The sequence below is a fragment of the Brevibacterium sp. Mu109 genome, assembly GCF_900169375.1.
Classification (GTDB): domain Bacteria; phylum Actinomycetota; class Actinomycetes; order Actinomycetales; family Brevibacteriaceae; genus Brevibacterium; species Brevibacterium yomogidense_A.
This window is the reverse complement of the sequence record NZ_FXZF01000013.1, coordinates 74,524-92,509: the sequence shown is the minus strand read 5'-3', so window position 1 is coordinate 92,509 and position 17,986 is coordinate 74,524. Positions and strand designations below refer to the sequence as shown.

General features: G+C 69.9%; 18 protein-coding genes. 10 read left to right on the top strand and 8 right to left on the bottom strand.

Annotated elements, in window-relative coordinates:
* The first annotated feature begins 49 nt into the window (after positions 1–49).
* The 4 genes from BSP109_RS09620 to BSP109_RS09605 all read left to right on the top strand — a co-directional run bounded on the left by BSP109_RS09620 (position 50) and on the right by BSP109_RS09605 (position 4,210).
* Positions 50–1,630, top strand: coding sequence for a molybdopterin-dependent oxidoreductase (locus BSP109_RS09620; protein ID WP_257944635.1), 1,581 nt, complete (start codon positions 50–52; stop codon positions 1,628–1,630).
* 179 nt (positions 1,631–1,809) lie between these two features.
* Complete coding sequence (locus BSP109_RS09615; protein WP_101600265.1) at positions 1,810–2,526, top strand: fasciclin domain-containing protein; 717 nt, start codon at positions 1,810–1,812, stop codon at positions 2,524–2,526.
* A 191-nt stretch (positions 2,527–2,717) separates the two neighbouring features.
* Positions 2,718–3,410: a sigma-70 family RNA polymerase sigma factor gene (locus BSP109_RS09610; RefSeq protein ID WP_257944634.1), complete on the top strand. Its 693-nt coding sequence runs from the start codon at positions 2,718–2,720 to the stop codon at positions 3,408–3,410.
* Entirely contained in the window at positions 3,407–4,210 is an 804-nt protein-coding gene (locus BSP109_RS09605) for an anti-sigma factor domain-containing protein (protein WP_101600263.1), read from the top strand. Before BSP109_RS09610 ends, BSP109_RS09605 begins: the two co-directional genes overlap by 4 nt.
* Before the next feature lie 71 nt (positions 4,211–4,281).
* Here BSP109_RS09605 and BSP109_RS09600 read toward each other — a convergent pair whose 3' ends face one another.
* From BSP109_RS09600 to BSP109_RS09580, 5 genes are all read right to left on the bottom strand, one after another.
* On the bottom strand, positions 4,282–5,811 hold the full coding sequence (locus BSP109_RS09600; RefSeq protein ID WP_101600261.1) for a tripartite tricarboxylate transporter permease: 1,530 nt from the start codon (positions 5,809–5,811) through the stop codon (positions 4,282–4,284).
* A gap of 1 nt (position 5,812) precedes the next feature.
* The gene (locus tag BSP109_RS09595; RefSeq protein ID WP_101600259.1) at positions 5,813–6,400 is read right to left on the bottom strand and encodes a tripartite tricarboxylate transporter TctB family protein; all 588 of its coding nucleotides are present in this window, start codon (positions 6,398–6,400) and stop codon (positions 5,813–5,815) included.
* Positions 6,397–7,395 (bottom strand): tripartite tricarboxylate transporter substrate binding protein, encoded by a 999-nt coding sequence (locus tag BSP109_RS09590; RefSeq protein WP_101600257.1) that lies wholly within the window; start codon positions 7,393–7,395, stop codon positions 6,397–6,399. Before BSP109_RS09590 ends, BSP109_RS09595 begins: the two co-directional genes overlap by 4 nt.
* A 197-nt stretch (positions 7,396–7,592) precedes the next feature.
* Entirely contained in the window at positions 7,593–8,138 is a 546-nt protein-coding gene (locus tag BSP109_RS09585; RefSeq protein WP_101600311.1) for a MaoC family dehydratase, read from the bottom strand.
* A gap of 301 nt (positions 8,139–8,439) precedes the next feature.
* Positions 8,440–9,888, bottom strand: coding sequence for a TM2 domain-containing protein (locus tag BSP109_RS09580; protein WP_101600256.1), 1,449 nt, complete (start codon positions 9,886–9,888; stop codon positions 8,440–8,442).
* 177 nt (positions 9,889–10,065) lie between these two features.
* Between BSP109_RS09580 and BSP109_RS09575 the strand changes: the two genes are divergently transcribed.
* Positions 10,066–10,392, top strand: coding sequence for a hypothetical protein (locus BSP109_RS09575; RefSeq protein WP_101600254.1), 327 nt, complete (start codon positions 10,066–10,068; stop codon positions 10,390–10,392).
* 12 nt (positions 10,393–10,404) lie between these two features.
* Positions 10,405–11,034, top strand: coding sequence for a class I SAM-dependent methyltransferase (locus BSP109_RS09570; RefSeq protein ID WP_257944640.1), 630 nt, complete (start codon positions 10,405–10,407; stop codon positions 11,032–11,034).
* 17 nt (positions 11,035–11,051) lie between these two features.
* Here the strand turns inward: BSP109_RS09570 and BSP109_RS09565 are convergent, their stop codons facing one another.
* Both BSP109_RS09565 and BSP109_RS09560 read right to left on the bottom strand, forming a co-directional pair.
* Entirely contained in the window at positions 11,052–11,825 is a 774-nt protein-coding gene (locus tag BSP109_RS09565) for a hypothetical protein (RefSeq protein ID WP_101600252.1), read from the bottom strand.
* Positions 11,826–11,910: 85 nt separating this feature from the next.
* Positions 11,911–12,663 (bottom strand): IclR family transcriptional regulator, encoded by a 753-nt coding sequence (locus BSP109_RS09560; RefSeq protein ID WP_101600250.1) that lies wholly within the window; start codon positions 12,661–12,663, stop codon positions 11,911–11,913.
* A gap of 159 nt (positions 12,664–12,822) precedes the next feature.
* Here BSP109_RS09560 and BSP109_RS09555 point away from each other — a divergent pair, with 159 nt between their 5' ends.
* From BSP109_RS09555 to BSP109_RS09540, 4 genes are all read left to right on the top strand, one after another.
* Positions 12,823–14,121, top strand: coding sequence for an acyl-CoA dehydrogenase family protein (locus BSP109_RS09555; protein ID WP_101600248.1), 1,299 nt, complete (start codon positions 12,823–12,825; stop codon positions 14,119–14,121).
* A 14-nt stretch (positions 14,122–14,135) separates the two neighbouring features.
* The gene (locus BSP109_RS09550) at positions 14,136–15,218 is read left to right on the top strand and encodes an acyl-CoA dehydrogenase family protein (protein ID WP_101600247.1); all 1,083 of its coding nucleotides are present in this window, start codon (positions 14,136–14,138) and stop codon (positions 15,216–15,218) included.
* Positions 15,215–16,459, top strand: a complete 1,245-nt coding sequence (locus BSP109_RS09545; protein WP_101600308.1) for a CaiB/BaiF CoA-transferase family protein — start codon at positions 15,215–15,217, stop codon at positions 16,457–16,459. Before BSP109_RS09550 ends, BSP109_RS09545 begins: the two co-directional genes overlap by 4 nt.
* Positions 16,460–16,528: 69 nt before the next feature.
* Positions 16,529–17,371, top strand: coding sequence for a crotonase/enoyl-CoA hydratase family protein (locus BSP109_RS09540; protein WP_087003333.1), 843 nt, complete (start codon positions 16,529–16,531; stop codon positions 17,369–17,371).
* A 105-nt stretch (positions 17,372–17,476) separates the two neighbouring features.
* Here BSP109_RS09540 and BSP109_RS09535 read toward each other — a convergent pair whose 3' ends face one another.
* A complete protein-coding gene (locus BSP109_RS09535; RefSeq protein ID WP_257944633.1) occupies positions 17,477–17,983 on the bottom strand; it encodes a hypothetical protein in 507 nt (168 codons plus the stop codon).
* Positions 17,984–17,986: the final 3 nt, after the last annotated feature.

Below are 17,986 nucleotides of genomic sequence, written 5' to 3'. Positions count from 1 at the left end.
GATGGGGCCTCGGTGCCATCCGATCGACGCTCGGCTCCGAACCCTCCGTATGGGACACCTCAACCGCACCATGCCCGGGCTGCGCACGCGCGGCGCCCTCGCCGGAGTCGCCGCCACCCTCCTCCTGCTCGGGAGCGCGGACGCGCTCGCCCGGCTGCTGGGCGCGTCGACCTCCCCACTCACCGCGGTCGGCCTGCTGGTCATCCGCGTCCTCCCCACGGAACTCGTGAAGCTCGCGATCGCACTCTTCGGGGAGGCCGACAAGATCGTCCTCATCCTCACCGTCGGCGTCGCCGGTCTGGCGATCGGCGGTCTCATCGGCGGCATCCTATGCACCCGGCCCCGGATCGCCCTGCTCACCTTCACCGCCGCCGAGGCCGTCCTCCTCCTGCTCGTGGGCCTCCGTCCCGAGGCCGGGACGCTGGACTTCGTCGCCGCTCTGGCCGGTTCCGTCCTGGGCGCGCTCGCGTTCGCGCTGCTCCTGGGGGCCGTCCGGGTGCCCGGCCGGACCGGGGACGGGACAGACAGCACACCCTCCGGTCGCGGTGACGCTCCCAGCCTCGGCAGGCGAGGGTTCTTCCTGCTCGCGGGGGCCTCGGCGGTGGTGGGCGCCGTGGGCATCGCCGCCGGTCGGACCGTCGTCGCCGTGGGGCGCGGTGCCGCGGAGGCCGCTCGCCGGTTCGTGCTCCCGACCCCTGCCGTGCGCGCACCTGCCGTCCCGGAGGGCGCCGAGGTGGGAGTCGACGGAGTCGCCCCCTTCACCACGGCGCAGGCGGACCTCTACCGGATCGACACGGCGCTGGTGCCGCCCTCGGTCGACCCGGATGCGTGGGAGCTGCGCGTGGACGGCCTCGTGGAGGAGCCGTTCACACTGACGTTCGACGAGCTGCTGGCGATGCGGCTCGAGGAGCACCGCATCACACTCACCTGCGTGTCCAACCCGGTGGGCGGAGACCTGCTGGGCACCGGCACCTGGACCGGCGTACCCGTGCGCACGCTGCTGGCCCGGGCGAAACCGCTGCCCGAGGCGGACATGGTCCTGTCTCACTCCATCGACGGGTTCACCGCGTCGACGCCGCTGGAGGCGATGACGGACGAGCGTGCGTCGCTGGTCGCCGTCGGCATGAACGGCGAGCCGCTCACCCCGGAGCACGGGTACCCGGTGCGCCTCATCGTTCCGGGGCTCTACGGCTTCGTCTCCGCGACGAAATGGGTGACCCGCATCGAGGTCACACGGTTCGACCAGGCGGAGGCCTACTGGACGCAGCGCGGGTGGGACGCGGAGGCGCCCATTCTCGTCGCCTCGCGGATCGATGTGCCGCGGGGGCTCGACTCCGTGCCCGCCGGCGAGGTCGTGGTCGCCGGATCCGCCTGGGCCCAGCAGGCCGGCGTCGCGGCGGTGCAGGTCAGGCTGGACGACGGGGAGTGGATCGACGCGGACCTGGGGACCGAGGCCAACGCAGACACGTGGCGGCAGTGGAGGGCGGCGCTGCCGGATGTGGAGGCGGGCCGCCACTCGGTCACCGTGCGGGCGGTCGATCATGACGGCACGGTGCAGACGGAGGAGCGCCGCGATCCGATCCCCAATGCGGCGACCGGCCACCACCGCGTCGAGTTCCGGGCGGAATGAAGCGCGCGGTGCGAAGACCGCGGGAGCATCCGTCAGAAAAACTTTCGATCCGACCCATCCACTGACAGATCCGCTCCGAACCAGGGGTACACAGCGGGACATCGCAGACCGCGAGACGGTGGCCCACCACACGGTGCAGTGCATCGCCCGCCCGCTGGACGACGTGAAGGAGAACGACGATGAAGACGTCAATCGCAACAAGGGCATCAGCCGCAGTCGGCATTGCGGCGATCGGTCTGCTGGGACTGAGCGCATGCGGCGGCTCCATGGACGAGGGGTCCGAAGGATCCGGCGCCGAGCAGTCGCAGGAGGCAGGCGGCATGGAAGAGGGCGGCTCGTCCGAAGAGGCCATGGACGAGGGCTCATCGGAAGAAGGCATGGAGGAAGGCTCATCGGGAGGCTCGATGGACCTGGTGGGCGCGGGCTGCGAGGCCTACGCGGAGCAGGTGCCGGAGGGTGACGGCTCCGTCGAGGGCATGGCGCAGGACCCGGTCGCCACGGCCGCGTCGAACAACCCGATGCTCACGACGCTGACCTCGGCCGTGTCCGGCGAGCTCAACCCCGACGTGGACCTGGTCGACACGCTCAACGGCGACGAGTTCACGGTGATCGCACCGGTCGACGATGCGTTCGAGGCAGTGCCGGAGGAGGATCTCAGTGCGCTGGCGGAAGATTCCGACATGCTCACGGACGTCCTGACCTACCACGTGATCCCCGGCCAGCTGAGCCCGGACGAGATCGTCGGTGAGCACGAGACGGTGCAGGGCGACACCGTCACCATCGAGGGTGAGGGCGAGGACATGATGTTCGACGACGCCGGCCTGGTGTGCGGTGGCGTGACGACGTCCAACGCGACGGTCTACATGGTCGACAGCGTGCTCATGCCGCAGATGTGACGATGGAGCGCTCCTCCCCATCTGCACGATCCCGGGGCGGTCCGGCCGACGACGATTCGGTCGGGCCGCCCCGCGGTCGCGCCAGCGCAGTCCCGCCAGGGTTGGCAGGTAAGCCCGATCTGCCCGACTTCGCCGGAGGGGCCGGTCCGTCTGGCTCGGCAACCGCACTTGGACGGGCAGGTTCGCCGGAGATGGACGGCCCGCGCGTCACGGACGCGGGGGAGGAGCACCCGTGCGAAGCTGGGCGGATGACGCCCGCCACGCCCGAGGTCCCCGGTACCTCCGAGAACGGGTCCGCCTCCGTGCGCGGAGGGGCGCTGCCGGGGCGGGACGGAGACGGCGATCGCTGCGCCGGTCTGCTGGGGCGCATCAGCACGGCGGACGAGGCGGCCTTCGAACTCCTCTTCCGTGAGTACGGCGCGGTGATGCTCGCAGCGATCGTCCGGATCGTGAGGGACCGGTCGCTGGGGGAGGAGATCCTCCAGGACTGCTTCACGGAGATCTGGAGGCGGGCATCGTCGTTCGACGTGTCCCGCGGAACGGGGCGAGGCTGGGTCATCACGCTGTGCAGGCGGCGGGCCATCGACCGGGTGCGGGCCGTGCAGGCGCAGCGTGACAGGGACTGGACTCAGGGGGTGGGCCAGCTGACCGCCGTCGGGGAGCCTGCGGAGGACACCGCGGTGGCCCGGGACGAAGCGCTGAGGACGGTGACCGCACTGCGGGACCTGGGCGAGCCGCACGCGTCGACCATCGCGCTCGCCTACTTCCAGGACATGTCGCACGCGCAGATCTCCCAGCAGATGGACGTCCCGCTGGGAACCGTGAAATCCCGCATCAGGGATGGTATGACGAGGTTGAGGACGATGATGGAGGGAGGGCGATGAGCATGGACCGCGACGACCGCGACTACCTGGCCGCAGGCTATGCGCTGGGCGGCCTCTCCGACGATGATCTCGCCGTCGCGTCCGGCCTCCTCGAGACCGATCTGTCCTTCCGCCGCGAGGTCGCCGAGTACGAGGATTCGCTCGCGGGCCTGGCGGAGACCGATGAGCCGCTCACACCGAGCGCCGAGGCGGAGGCCGCGATCCTCGCCATCCCGCGTGCGGACGACGCGCCGGCTGCGGCCACTGCGCCTGCCCCTGATTCCTCGAGCGGCTCTCGATCAGAGGCTCCTGTGGAAGAGCCCGTGTCCCTGAGTGATCTTCGCGCGTCCCGGAGGACGTGGCGGGTGGTCGCGGGAGCGGCAGCCGCCGCGGTCATCGTGGCAGTGGCGGGCCTCGGCGGCGCCCTTCTCCACGTGACGGGGGAGCAGCGGGAGCTCGACGAATCGCTCGCGCAGTCCCAGGAGCAGCTGGACCGCGCCGAGCAGCTGCTGGCTGCTCCGGACGTCCGCACGGACACCGTGGACATGGGCGACGACGCAGGTATGACCGTGGTGTCGTCGATGTCCGAGCAGGTGTTCCAGGTCCGTGCGCACGGCACACCGGAGGTGCCCGATGACCGCGTCATGCAGCTGTGGCTCATCGATGATACCGGAGCCCATAGCGTCGGCTTCCTCGCCGATGGTGCGGTGACGGTCGACGGGTCCGAGTTCGCTGACGGTGCGCTGGTGGGCGTGACCGAGGAGCCGGCCGGAGGGTCGGAGCAGCCGACCTCGGACCCGCTGGGGGTCGTCGAACTCTGACAGGGAACATCCTCGCGCGGTGACAGCGCCCCCGGCTGCGCGGGGCCCGGAGGGCCCCGCGTCGGGAGACCTCAGCTGTCGACGTCGGTCATCGCGCTGCCGCGGTCCTTGCGACGCTGCGCGAGCTTCCCGTACAGCGACAGGAAGACGACGCCTGCGAGCACGACGTAGAGGATCGACGTGATCCAGCTGCTGACCAGGATGGAGTAGTCCCCGTTGGAGCTCAGCAGAGCATCGCGCAGGCTCGATTCCGCGAGCGGACCCAGGACCATGCCGATCATGAGCGGCGCCAGCGGGATGTCGAAGCGGCGCATCATGAAGCCGACGATCCCGATCCCCAGCAGCATCCCCAGGTCGAAGATGTTGTTCGACGTGGCGTAGATGCCCAGCGCACAGAACACCGTGATGCCCGCGTACAGGTACGGCTTGGGGATGAGCAGCAGCTTCGCCCACAGCGGCGCGAACGGCAGGTTGAGGATCAGCAGCACGACCATCGCGATGAAGAAGCTGGCCAGCAGACCCCACACCAGATCCGGTGCGCGGTCGAACAGCAGAGGTCCCGGCTGCAGACCGTACTGCTGGAAGGCCGCCAGCATGATCGCCGCGGTCGCGGACACCGGCAGTCCCAGTGCCAGCAGGGACGCCATGGCGGTGCCGGTCGTGGCGTTGCCCGCGGCCTCCGGTGCGGCGAGGCCGCGGATGGCGCCCTTGCCGAACTTGTTGCGACCGCTCCGCTTGTCGAGGCGGCGCTCCAGGCCGTAGGCCATGAACGTGGGCACCTCGGAGCCGCCTACGGGGACGACGCCGAACGGCAGACCGATGCCGGCGCCGCGCAGCCATGCGGGGATCGCCTCGCGGAACTCCCTGCCGGACAGGAAGGGGCGGCCGGACGAGACCATGACCATGGCCTCGGGATCCCGGCGCAGGCGCGACGCGACCCGGAAGACCTCGCCCAGGGCGAGGACCGCGACCGTGACGGTGACCAGCGAGATGCCGTCGAACAGCTCCGGCACACCGGAGGTGAAGCGCTCCGTGCCGGTGACGGAGTCGATGCCGACGACCGCGATGGCGAGGCCCAGCACCAGCGATGCCAGGCCCTTGAGGACGGAGTCGGAGACGACGGACGACGTCGCGACGAACGCGAAGAGGGCCAGCGCGAAGTACTCGGCGGGACCGAACACTGCAGACAGCGAGGCGAGGGCAGGTGCCAGGAAGACGACGACGATCGAGGAGATCATGCCACCGGTGAACGCGCCGATCGCCGCAGTAGCGAGGGCCTGGGGCGCTCGTCCGGCACGGGCCATCTTGTGGCCTTCGAATGTGGACGCGATCGCGGACCCCTGGCCAGGGGTGTTCATGAGGATCGCCATCGTCGAATCGCCGAACAGACCGCCGAAGTAGACGCCGGCGAACATGATGAACGCGCCGGTGGGGTCGAGGGCGAACGTCATGGGCAGCAGCAGCGCCACGGCCATCGAGGAGCCGAGGCCCGGCAGGACGCCGACGGCGGTGCCCAGGAGGCAGCCGACCAGGACCCACAGCATGTTCATGGGGGTCAGCGCAGAGCCGAACCCGTCCATCAGTGAGAGCAGGGAATCCATATCAGCGTCCTCCCCCGAAGATGAGACCGCTGGGCAGATCGACTGACAGCGCAACTCCGAAGATCAGATAGATGGCGCTCGCGAACAGCAGCGCCAGGGAGATGTCGAAGACGGGGCGCTTCGACCCCATCGAGCGGGCGACGCACCAGAAGAGCACGGCGGCGGAGATGATCCAGCCCAGCGGCAGCAGCAGCGCGATGAACACGACCATCCCGCCCACCGCCCAGGCGAGCCGGGGCCAGTCGGTGTACCAGGCGTGGACCGTGCCCACCTTGTCCGGGTCGGTGAGCACTGCCATCTCCGGCGGCTGCGGCTTGCGGATGATGTCCACGGCCAGTGCGATCGCGATGACGAACAGCGCGACGATGAGGACGCCGGGGAAGAACCGGGGGCCGGGGCCCTCCGCATCCGGGGCGACCTCCATCGTGAACTGGTTGATGAGCATGTACGTCGCGATGCCCACCATGAGCAGCGGGATCGCGAGACCCGCGCGGCCGGTCCACCAGCCGCGCTCCTTCACCTGTTCGGTGCCGACGACCTCCGGGTCGATCGACTGACCCGGGGCGACTTCCTGCAGTTCCTCGTTCACAGTCCCAGCTCCTCGAGCAGCATCTCCGTCTGCTCCCGGTCCTCATCGAGGAACCGGTCCAGATCGTCACCCGTCTCCCATGCATCGGCCCACGCATTGCGCTCCAGTGCGTCCTGCCATTCGGGGGTCTCCCGCATCTGGGTGAGGAGGTCGAGCTGCTGCTGGAACTCCTCCTCAGGCACGTCTCCCGTGGCGAGCATGCCGCGCCAGTTCGAGAGCTCGACGTCGTGCCCCTGCTCGATGATCGTCGGGATGTCGGTGCCCTCGATCCGCTCCGGCCCCGTCACGCCGACCGCACGGACGCGACCGGCCTCGATCTGGTCGGAGACCTCGTTGTAGCCGGTCGCAGCGTAGTCCGCGGTGCCGTTGAGGAGCGCCTGGATGGCTTCGCCACCGCCCGACTTGGGGATGAAGGTGATCTCGCTGGCATCCAGGCCGCCCGCCAGCGCGAGCTCCGCCACGACGAGGTGGTCGAGCGATCCCGCGGAGCCGCCTGTCCACGGGTGGCCCTTCGGATCCTCAGACCATTCCGCGAGCAGGTCGTCGATCGATTCGACGGGCGAATCCGCGGGAACGATGACGACGTCGTAGTCCTCTGCGATCTTCGCGATGGGCCGCACGTCCTCGTAGCCCACGGGGGAGTCATTGATGAGGATGCCGCCGGTCATCGCGGAGCCGGTCGCGAGCAGGGTGTCGGACCTGTCGCCCATCGTCGTGAAGCGGCCCAGACCGATCGTGCCGCCGGCGCCGGGGATATTCACGACCTGGGCGTTGCCGACGAGTCCGGCGGAGCGCATGGCCTGCTGCTGTTCGCGGACGAACCCGTCCCACCCGCCGCCGGGGCCTGCCGGTGCGATGAGTGTGAGGTTGGCGGTGATGTCCGGCGCTGCCGTCGCCTTCTTGACGGAGACCGTCATCGCCGCCACGACCACCACATCAGTGATGATCGCGTAGACGGCGAGCACGGTGCGCCGGACGCCTGATGACGTCTTCATAGGGGGTTTTTCCTCTACCTTGCGGAAATTCTTCTGACCGATCGGCCACGCCAGCGCACTGCGATGGCTGCGTGCGGCTGTGAGCTCGGATCACTTCAGCGTGATCGGTGAGGCAGCGGACGATCCCCTGTTCAAGAAGACGAGGCAGGCCCGAGCCCCTCAGGGGCCCGGGCCTGCCGAAGCGGGACGGGGAGGTGTCAGCCCTCGGTGCCGGCGGCCTCGGCGTCCTTCGCCGCGTACTTCTCCTCGAGCTTCGCGATGCGCTCCGCGTTGGGGCCGTGGCCCGTCTTGTAGACCATCGCCGTGCGCTCGAAGGAGCAGACGACCTCATCGCGCTGGTTGTAGCCCTCCGTGCGGACGGTCACCATGCCCATCGTGGGGCGCGACTTCGACTCGCGGACGCCCAGGACCTCGGAGCGGGAGCGGATCGTGTCGCCCTCGAACACGGGCTTCGGGAGGCTGATGTTCTCCCACGCGAGGTTCGCGAACACGTTCTGCGAGATGTCCGTGACGGTCTGGCCGGTCACCAGCGCCAGCGTGAACGTGGAGTTCACGAGCGGCTGGCCGAACTCCGTGTTCGCGGCGTACTCGTGGTCGAAGTGCAGCGGTGCGGTGTTCTGGGTCAGCAGTGTGAACCAGGAGTTGTCCGTGGTGGTCACAGTGCGGCCCAGCGGGTGCTCGAAGCGGTCGCCCACGACGAAGTCCTCGAAGTAGCGGCCGTTCCATCCGAAGTGCGTCGTCATGATCAGTTCCTTCGTCGCGGGGGTGCGCACACGGTGCGCGATGTGATCGGGACCATCGTACGGAGGACGGAGTGCTGGAGGCGCTGAGGCCCGTATGGCAGACGACGGTCCGCACGGTGAACCGGTCGGCGTGAGGGAGCGCGGGCGGGAACCAGTGTGGCAGCGCGGGCGGGAACAGCAACGGCCCGGGGCGGCGGAATCATCGTGATTCTGCCGCCCCGGGCCGTGGTCACCTCGTGCGATCACCCGCCGAGGCCGTCAGCCGGGTGATTGCCAGCGCCGGCTGCCAGCCCGCCGGCCGTCAGCCGAGGCCGCGATCAGCGGGCGTGATCGTCCAGTTGCCGGATGCCTGGACGCGGACGATCGAGGGGCCGGGCACCATCTCCGCATCACCGGACCAGCTGCCGATCTCGTTGGCCAGGAGAACGGTGCCGCCGTCGCCCAGCTGGTGGACGATGAAGTTCGAATCGCCGACGTAGTCGAAGGTGACGGGTCCGCCGTCTCCGTCGTACAGGAGGATGCGCGAGTCACTGTCGGACTCCCGCAAGGGCGGAGCAGACGAGATCGGTGCGAACGTGAGCATCCAGTTGCCCGAGCCCGAGACGTCGATCCCGGCGGTCTCCTTGTAGTCGTCGATGCCGACATCGCCCTGCAGAACGTCACTGCTCTGCCCCGAGAGGTACATGCTGCCCGCGAGCTCCCCCGCGTCGTCGACCGGGGTGGCGCGTGCGCGATCGCCCACCACCTGGAGGGTGACCCACGCGGCATCGACGCCGTCGGGCATCGGGACGATCTCGTCGCCGTTGCCGTGGACGGTGACCGGGTCGAACGTGCCGAAGGTGGACTCGGCCCAGGCCCTGGCGTCGCCGGAGGCCTGCTGGCCGGTGTCGCCACCCTGGTCGCCCGTGTCGCCACCGGTGTCGCCGCCCTGGTTATCGCCAGTGTCGTCACCGGGCTGCGACGACGAATCGGTGGGCTGCTGCCCGGATCCGGTCGACACGCCGCCGCTGACGGAGAAGCCGCCGGTGAAGGCGATGATGACCGCGATGATGATGCCGATGACCAGCTGGAGCAGCCAGACGCCGATCGTGATGATCCACGCCTTCTTCTTGTGCTGGTCGTAGCCGGCCAGGCGGCGCCCCTCCTTGTCCCGGGACGCGCCCACCAGGTGCATGATGAGGTCGATGAGGGCCCAGATGCCGAAGCCGCCGGCGGTCACGAGCTTCGCGATCGCGGTGCCGATCTTGCCCAGGTAGAAGCGGTCGGCACCGAGGCCGCCCAACAACCAGCCCAGCAGCCACGTGACGACGAAGGACTTGTCCGATTCGCCCTGTGCCGGGCCTGCTCCGTAGCCGCCGAAGGCCGACTGCTCCGACCCGTACTGGTCGGTGCCGTACTGACCGCTGCTGTACTGGTCGGATCCGTACTGTCCGGACGAGAACTGGTCGGGAGCCGCGCCGTACTGACCGGGAGGGGAGCCGTAGTGCCCGCCGTACTGGTCGGGCTGGGCGCCGTAGGGTGCTGCGCCGCCGTACTGTCCGGCGTCCTCGCCGTAGTGGCCGGGCTGCGAAGCGTACTGTCCGCCACCGTCCTGTCCGCCGCCGTACTGACCGGCGAACTGGCTCTGGTCGCCGCGGTAGTCGTCTTGGGATCCGTAGGACGACAGGGGCAGGCCCGTGTTCGGGTTGTACTGGGGCTCGCCGTTGTCGGCGGAACCGGAACCGGAGGCTCCGTAGGGCGGTTGCGACATGGGGTCTTCCTCTTCGACTGCGGGGGCGGACCGATGCATGGATGCGCGCGGCATGCCGCGCGGCCCGCCCGAGGTGGGGTCGTGACAAGTCTGACACGTCCGCGCTCCTCCGGCGGATCCGCCGTGTAACAGGATCGCCATGCGCGCGTGTCAGCGCCCGTGCGTAGACTCCGAGACATGAGCAACGAACCGATCTTCAAGGACGCGCACGAGGTCTCGACCGCACCCGTTGTCGCACTGGGTCTGCTGGGCGGCTACCTCACAGCACGGGAGACGATGATCCGTCCTCTGGGCGGCGCTGTGCTGGCCGCTGCGGGAGCGTATGCGGGACGCACCTGGCTGAAGAAGCGGGGAGCGGGGACGACCGTCGGACTGTCCGCCGCATACCTCCTGGGCTTCGGGCTCTCCCATCCGCTTGCCAAGAAGATCGGCCCGTGGCCGGCGGTCCTGTCGGTCACGGCTGTCGCAGCGGGTGCCTCGTACCTGCTGGTCGATCGGGACTGAAGCGTGGCAGGACTGACCATCGGCGGTGCCGCGCAGCCTGAGCGCCGCGGGAACCTGTGGACCGAAGCGCTCGAACGCAATCCGGAGCACTCGAAGAACTACGCGGAGCGCTGGCGGCGCATCGAGGCGTCCGGCCAGGACGTCTACGGCGAAGCCCGACTCATCGACGCGATGGCGGAGCGGGGCGCGCGGATCCTCGACGCGGGCTGCGGCACCGGCAGGCTGGGAGGCTGGCTCGCCCAGCGCGGACACACCGTGGTCGGGGTCGACCTGGACCCCTATCTGATCGAGGTCGCGCAGACCGATCATCCGGACGCCGAATGGCACGCTGCTGATCTGGGGCAGATGGATCTGCGCCAGCCGTACGGCGACCGCATCCGGTTCGACCTGGTCGTCATGGCGGGCAACGTCATGACGTTCGTCGCGTCGGACGAACGCCGCCTGGTGCTCGAGCGCATCGCCGACCACATGTACCCGGACAGCCGCTTCGTCTGCGGTTTCGGAGCAGGTCGCGGGTACTCGTTCGACGAGTTCTTCGCAGACGCCGAGGCCGCGGGGCTCACCCTCGACCTGCGACTGGGCACGTGGGATATGAAGCCGGCGTCGGACGACTTCGTGGTGGCGGTCCTCTCCCGTCGCTGACGGCTGATCCGGTCGGCTCAGGCCGGGGATGCCGTCCACGGTGCATCCGCGACCACCCGGACGATCGACGGGCCGTCCGCCAGCGGGCCGGGGACGCCGGGTTCGTCGGACACCACCAGGGTGTCCCCGGGCACCGTCTGCCTGACGGAGAGTACGTCCATGTCGCCGTCGAACGTGTAGTCGCCCGCGGGTCCGTCGAAGAAGAACGCACCCGCCGTCTCGTTCGCCTCGGGCAGCTCCGGCAGGGCTGACACCGGCTCGATCGTCACCGTCCAGCCTGCGTCGTCGGACATCTCGATCGACGCGACGCGCGAATCGTCGCCGTCGGTCATGTAGACGGCGACGTGCTCCATGTCCCCTGACTGGTGGTCCACGTCGATCGCGTAGATCGATTCCCCGGCGCCGTCCAGGACGTCGGGGGAGGCCGGGATCATCTCCGTCTGAGAGACCGTGATGATGCCGGAGTCGATCCCCTCCGGCACGTCGACGACCTCCTCCCCGCTGCCGGAGGCGGTGAACGTCTCGAACTCGCCGTACTCCGCGGCGGCCCATTCGGCGCTGGTCGCGGAATCGCCGGCCGCGGTGTCCGCGGCGTCGTCCTCGGTGCCGCTTCCCGCCTGCTCGTCCTCGCCCGCACCGCTCGCTCCGTCGTCGCGCGACGCGTCGCCGTCACTCGTCCCGGCATCCGTCGAGCTCGAGCAGCCCGCCACGACGAGGAGTGAGGCGGTCGCACCGACGGCGGCGGAGGTGCGGATCGCGGTGAGGAGACGGGAGCGGTACGTGGAGGACATGGATTCCTTCGATCGGGCGAACGTGCCCCGCTATTCTGCCACTGCTCCGCATCGCAACCGACGGTGATCCGGCCCCGCGGCCCCCTCACCGTCCCGCGCCCCACCTCTCCCGCTTGCCCCGCAGGAAGTCGACGATGGCGTCCGCGCGCGTGGTCACCTCGGCATGGTCGCCGATGCAGGCGACTGCCGCGACGGTCCGTTCGTCCACCGTCACAGCGGTCGCGATCCCCTCGATCTCCACCTCGGACACGTCCGGTGTCACCACGAACCCGTCGCGCTCGATGGCGGGCAGCTCTTGGAGGAAGCGCTCGACCAAGGGCTGGTCCTGCTCTCGCGCTGTGCTGAGCCGAGCCCACAGGTCGCGCCGCTCCATGCCTGCGAGCAGCACCCAGCCGCTCGAGCACCGCAGCAGCGATCGCTTCACGTAGTTCTCCGCCAGATAGCCGTACGTCGGGCTGGTCGAGGCGTGGTCGACGTAGTAGAGATCGGATCCCACGATGATCCCCAGCACGGTCGTCATGCCGGTCTGCTCGTAGATCTCCTCGAGGTCCTCATGCGTCACGACGTCCGAATCCGGCGTGCCGGCCAGCCGCGTGAGGAAGTGGGGAGCCGGTCCCAGGGTGTAGAGCCTGTCGCGCTCCTCCAGGTACCCGGTCGCGACCAGACCGTTCGCCAGCCCCTGGACAGAGCTCAGCGGCGCGTCGAGGATCCGCGCCAGCTCCGTGAGGCTCGCCCCATGAGGGCGCCTGGCCACGAGGTCGAGGATCTCCGCGACCCGGTCGATCATCCGGTGGCGCGGTCGCGGCTTCGCCCCGTCGGGCGAGGGGGGAGTGTGCACGGGGTCTCCAGAGGGTCAGCGGTCTTCGCCACAGTGTAGATTCGTCCCATCGTCCACCGCAATTAAGTAGACAAGTACAGGATCACGTATTAATGTGTGAGGTCAGTCGCGGTGCACAGACAGTCCCGCGGCTCCGACGACGATTGAGGTGACACCCGGATGGGCGGACAACTCGTCCCGCAGCTCGTCACAGAGGACGAGCAGACCCGCGCACTGAGACTGGAGGTCCGCAGCTTCCTCCGCCGGGAGGCCGCAGCCGGCACCTTCACCCCGTGGGTCGACACGTGGCTGACCCGCTGGGACAACGACTTCACGAGGAAGCTCGCCGCCCGCGGCTGGGTCGGCATGACGATCCCCACGGAGTACGGCGGACACGGGCGGACGTTCCTCGAGCGCTTCGCGGTGACGGAGGAGCTGCTAGCCATGGGCGCCCCCGTCGCCGCGCAGTGGGTGGCGGACCGCCAGATCGCCCCGTCGCTGCTGCGGTTCGGCACGGAGGAGCAGAAGCAGGCCTTCCTGCCCAAGATCGCCTCCGGGGACCTGTGCTTCGGCATCGGCATGTCCGAACCCGAATCCGGCTCCGACCTCGCGAGCGTCCAGACGAAGGGACGCCGCGTCGAGGGCGGCTGGCGCATCACCGGCCGCAAGACGTGGACGTCCGGCGGTCATGTGGCGGACGGCTTCTTCGCGCTCGTCCGCACGGAGCCGCTCGACCCCGCCCACCGCCACGCGGGGCTCTCGCAGTTCATCGTCGATCTGCGCGCCGACGGCGTGAGCATCGACCCGATCGTCTCGATGAACGGCGGCCACCACTTCAACGAGGTCACCCTCGACGACGTCTTCATCCCGGACGACCGCGTGCTCGGCGAGCCGGGGGAGGGGTGGCACCAGGTCACATCCGAACTCGCCTTCGAGCGCAGCGGCCCGGAGCGCTTCCTGTCGACCTTCGCCCTGCTCGAGGAGGCCTTCGGTCACCTGCGCGCGACTCGCACACAGGCACCCCTCGAGACCGCGCCCGAGGCCGGCGGCACCGCCAGCGGCGGCCCGCAGCCTCCAGCCCGGTCGGCCTCGGTCGGATCGCTGTCCTCGACCGCGACCACCGCCTCGGCCGCGGCGCCAGCCGTTCCCGGGAGCGGCAGCCCCGCCACCGGCGGAGCGCTGGGCCGCCACGTCGCGCGCGTGACCGCGCTGCACCACATGTCGCTGTCGGTCGCCTCCAGCCTGCAGGCCGGCGAGAACGCGGACACCGCCGCCGCGCTGGTCAAGGTGCTCGGCACCACTGAGGAAGGCGACATCGCGGAGACCGTCGATCGGCTGGTCGGCGACGTCGCCGCAGACAAACCCCGCCTGCAGGACCTGGTCGACGCCGCGATCGCGCAGCGTCCCGGCTTCACCCTGCGCGGCGGGACGAACGAAGTGCTCCGCGGCGTGGTCGCGCGCAGCCTGGGCCTGCGGTGAGAGAGGAACACACGATGACGAACGAACAGCTCACCGACGCGGCCGAGGTCGCAGCCGAACTCCGCACAGTCGCCGCCGACATCTTCACGGACGCGGCGGACCGACTCGCGGACACCGTCGCCCGCACCCTCGACGCCCAGGTGTGGGCGACGCTCGAGGAGACCGGGCTCGCCCGCCTCACCGGCTCCGAGGACTCCGGCGGCAGCGATGCCGGCTGGCTCGAGGCCGCCGCCGTGCTCGGCGAGGCCGCCTCCGCGGGCGTGCCGCTGCCCCTGCTCGAGCACGATCTGCTGGCCGGCTGGCTGCGCGATGCGGCTGGGCCGCCCGCTTCTGCCGAGGCCCCGACCGGTTCGCCGGCCGATGCCGCCGGGAGCACTCCGGCCATCTCCACCGCCGCCGAGGCAGTGGCGACCGGCCGTCCGGTGACGGTGCCGTGGCTGCCGGCTGCGGCCTCGGTCGTGGTGCTCGACTCGAGCGGCGAGCGTCCGCAGGTCTACGAGATCGCGGCGAGCGACCTCGTGTTCGACGAGCGCACCTCCGTGAGCGGCGAGCCGCAGGCCGTCGTCGTGCTGCCGACGGGAGTCGCCGGCGCGGTCGAGGTCTCCGCGGAGGTCGCCGACGAGTTCCGGTACCGCGGGGCGCTGGGCCGCGCGGTGCAGATGGCGGGAGCCGGCGAGGCGATCTCCCAGCTGTGCGTGGAGCACGTGACGACCCGCGTGCAGTTCGGCCGACCGATCGGGAAGTTCCAGGCCGTGCAGCAGCTGGTCACGGACGTCGCGAGCGAGGCGGCACTCACGCGGACCATCGTGGATCGCGCGGTGCTGACCGTCGCGGAGCACGGCATGCAGGACGCCCGGTCCCGCTTCTTCGTCGCCGCCGCGAAGGCGTGCGCCGGGGGAGCGGCGGAGACGATCGTGCGCAACGCCCACCAGATCCACGGGGCGATCGGCACGACGCTCGAGCACTCTCTGCAGCGGCGCACGCGCCCCGTCATGGGGTGGCGCCGCGAGTTCGGCTCCACGGCGGAATGGGAGACGCGGATCGAGGAGCTGGTCCTCGACGGTGACGCGGACCTGTGGGAGCTGGTGACGGCATGAGCGGGGCCGACCACCCGAACGGGGTCGAGGGTGCGGCGCGCCCCTTGGACGGAGTGACGGTCGTCGATCTGTCGCGCGTGCTCGCGGGACCGCTGTGCGGGCAGATGCTCGCGGACCACGGTGCCGAGGTCATCAAGGTGGAGCCGCCCGCGGGCGACGACACGCGCACCTGGGGCCCGCCGTTCCTGCCCGACGGCACCGGTGCGTACTTCACCGGGCTCAACCGGAACAAGCACAACATCGCGCTGGACCTCCGTACCGAGGCCGGGATGGAGGTGCTCGACCGCCTGCTCGCGGACGCGGACGTCGTCATCGAGAACTTCAAGGCAGGCACCCTGGAGAAGTGGGGACTGTCGGACGATACGATCGCGCAGCGCTATCCGCGGCTGATCCACTGCCGGATCACCGGCTTCGGAACCGACGGACCGATGGGCGGAGCGCCCGGGTACGACGCGGTGCTGCAGGCCTATGGCGCTGTGATGAGCATCAACGGCGAGGCCGGCGGGCCGCCCACCCGGGTCGGCGTGCCGATCGTGGACATGATGACGGGCTACCTGTCGTTCTCCGGGATCCTGCTGGCGCTGCGGGAGCGCGACGCGTCGGGGCGCGGCCAGCTGGTCGATGCTGCTCTGCTGGATTCCGCGATCGCGATGCTCCACCCCCATTCGGCGAACCTGCTCAACGGCGGGGACGAGCCGGTGCGCATGGGATCCGCTCACAGCAACGTCGCCCCCTACGACGTGTTCGACGTCGCCGACGGGCAGTTCTTCCTGGCCGTCGGCAATGACCGGCAGTTCCGCTCGTTCGCTGAGGTGATCGGCCTGCCTGAGCTCGTCGACGACCCCCGGTTCGCCACGAACGGCGACCGGGTGACGAACTATCCTCAGCTGCGCGCCGTACTCGCCGAGGCCCTGGCAGGGTTCGCGCGCGAGGCACTCGGAGCGTCCCTGCTGGCACGCGGAGTCCCCGGTGGGCCGGTCCACACGATGTCGCAGGCTCTCGCCGATCCGCAGGTTCGCCACCGCGGCATGGTGCTCGAGGACGGTGACTACCGCGGGATCGCCAACCCGGTGAAGCTGGGACGGACGCCTGCCGGGTACCGGTGGGCACCTCGGGCGAAGGGAGCCGACACGCGTGCGGTCCTCGAGCGGCACGGCTTCGACGACCAGCGGATCGCCGGGTTCGAGGCCGACGGCACCGTCGTCACGGCGGGGGAGCCCGCGGGTGCCGACGCCCGCTGACTGATCCGGTTCGTATCCGGACCTGATGTCCGCACACGACGCAGCACACTGACGAATGAGGAGCACACCATGACAGAGACATCGCAGGATACGACACCGCAGGACGGCGGGAACGACGTCGCGCTGCTGGTCGAGCTGGACGGGCACGTGGAGACGTGGACGCTGAACCGCCCCGACAGCCGCAACCCGATCTCCGACGACGACATGGTCGCGGCGATTGTCGACGCGGTCGATGCCGCGAATGCGAACCCCGAGGTCCGCGTCGTCATCCTCACCGGTGCGGGCAAGGCGTTCTCCGCCGGCGGCGACGTGAAGAAGATGCGGGACCAGTCCGGCATGTTCGGCGGGCACCCGCACCAGATGCGCAACGGCTACCGCTACGGCATCCAGCAGATCCCGCTGGCGCTGCAGCGCCTCGACGTGCCGCTCATCGCCGCGGTCAACGGGCCGGCAGTGGGCGCCGGCTGCGATCTCACCGCGATGGCGGACATGCGCATCGCGTCGGAGACGGCGTGGTTCGCAGAGTCCTTCGTGAAGCTCGGCATCATCCCCGGCGACGGCGGCGCATGGTTCCTGCCCCGCCTCGTGGGGCCGGCGCGCGCTGCGGAGATGACGCTCACCGGTGACCGGGTCGACGCGAAGACGGCGCTGGAGTGGGGTCTGGTCAGCCGCGTCGTGGCGCCGGAGGACCTCATGTCGGAGGCGCGTGCGCTGGCCGATCGCGTCGCGGTCAACCCGCCGCACGCCGTGCGTATGGCGAAGAAGCTGCTGAAGGAGTCGGACGGGTCGAACCTGTCGTCGCTGCTGGAGCTGTCCGCCGCGATGCAGCCGCTGGCCCACAGCGCACCGGACCACGCAGAGGCGATCGGGGCGTTCCTCGACAAGCGGGACGCGACCTTCACGGGGGAGTGAGGCGAGCTCACCCTCTTTCCCTGTCATCGAGTGAGTGCAACCTGGTCCTTCGCGACGATTCCTGGACCAGGTTGCACTCACTCGACGACGGTGAGGGGTGGCCCGTCAGCGCAGCGACTCCCACGACGCCACGATCGAGTGCGCCGCATCGAAGTCCGCGGCATCGACGACGAGCACGAGAGCACCTGCATGGTCGCTGTACTGCGTGCGCACCCACACTCCCGCATCGGCAAGGCGTGTGAGGAGGGCCCCCAGCTGTCCCGGCGTCTCCTGATCCAGGGGCGCGAGGACCACGCGGTTCATCCGCACCGATCGCGCCCCCGCACGGCGGACGGCGTCGATGACTGAAGCGCTTGCAGAAGCGTCGGGCACCGAGACAAGGTAGTGCGCCGTGCCAGGAGCGAACATCCCGCCTCCTTCGAGACTCACACCTGCGTCCCCGATCGCTCGGGCCAGATCCGCGAGTGCGTGAGGGGTGCTCGGAACCTGGACCTCGAGGTCCTGAGGCGTCGGCGAGGCGTCATCGGCAGCGGCCCGATCCTTCAGCGTCGGAATCAGCCGCTCCTGTGCTGAACCCGGCCGTTCTCGCAGACCGACCGTCTCCTCCTGCATGCC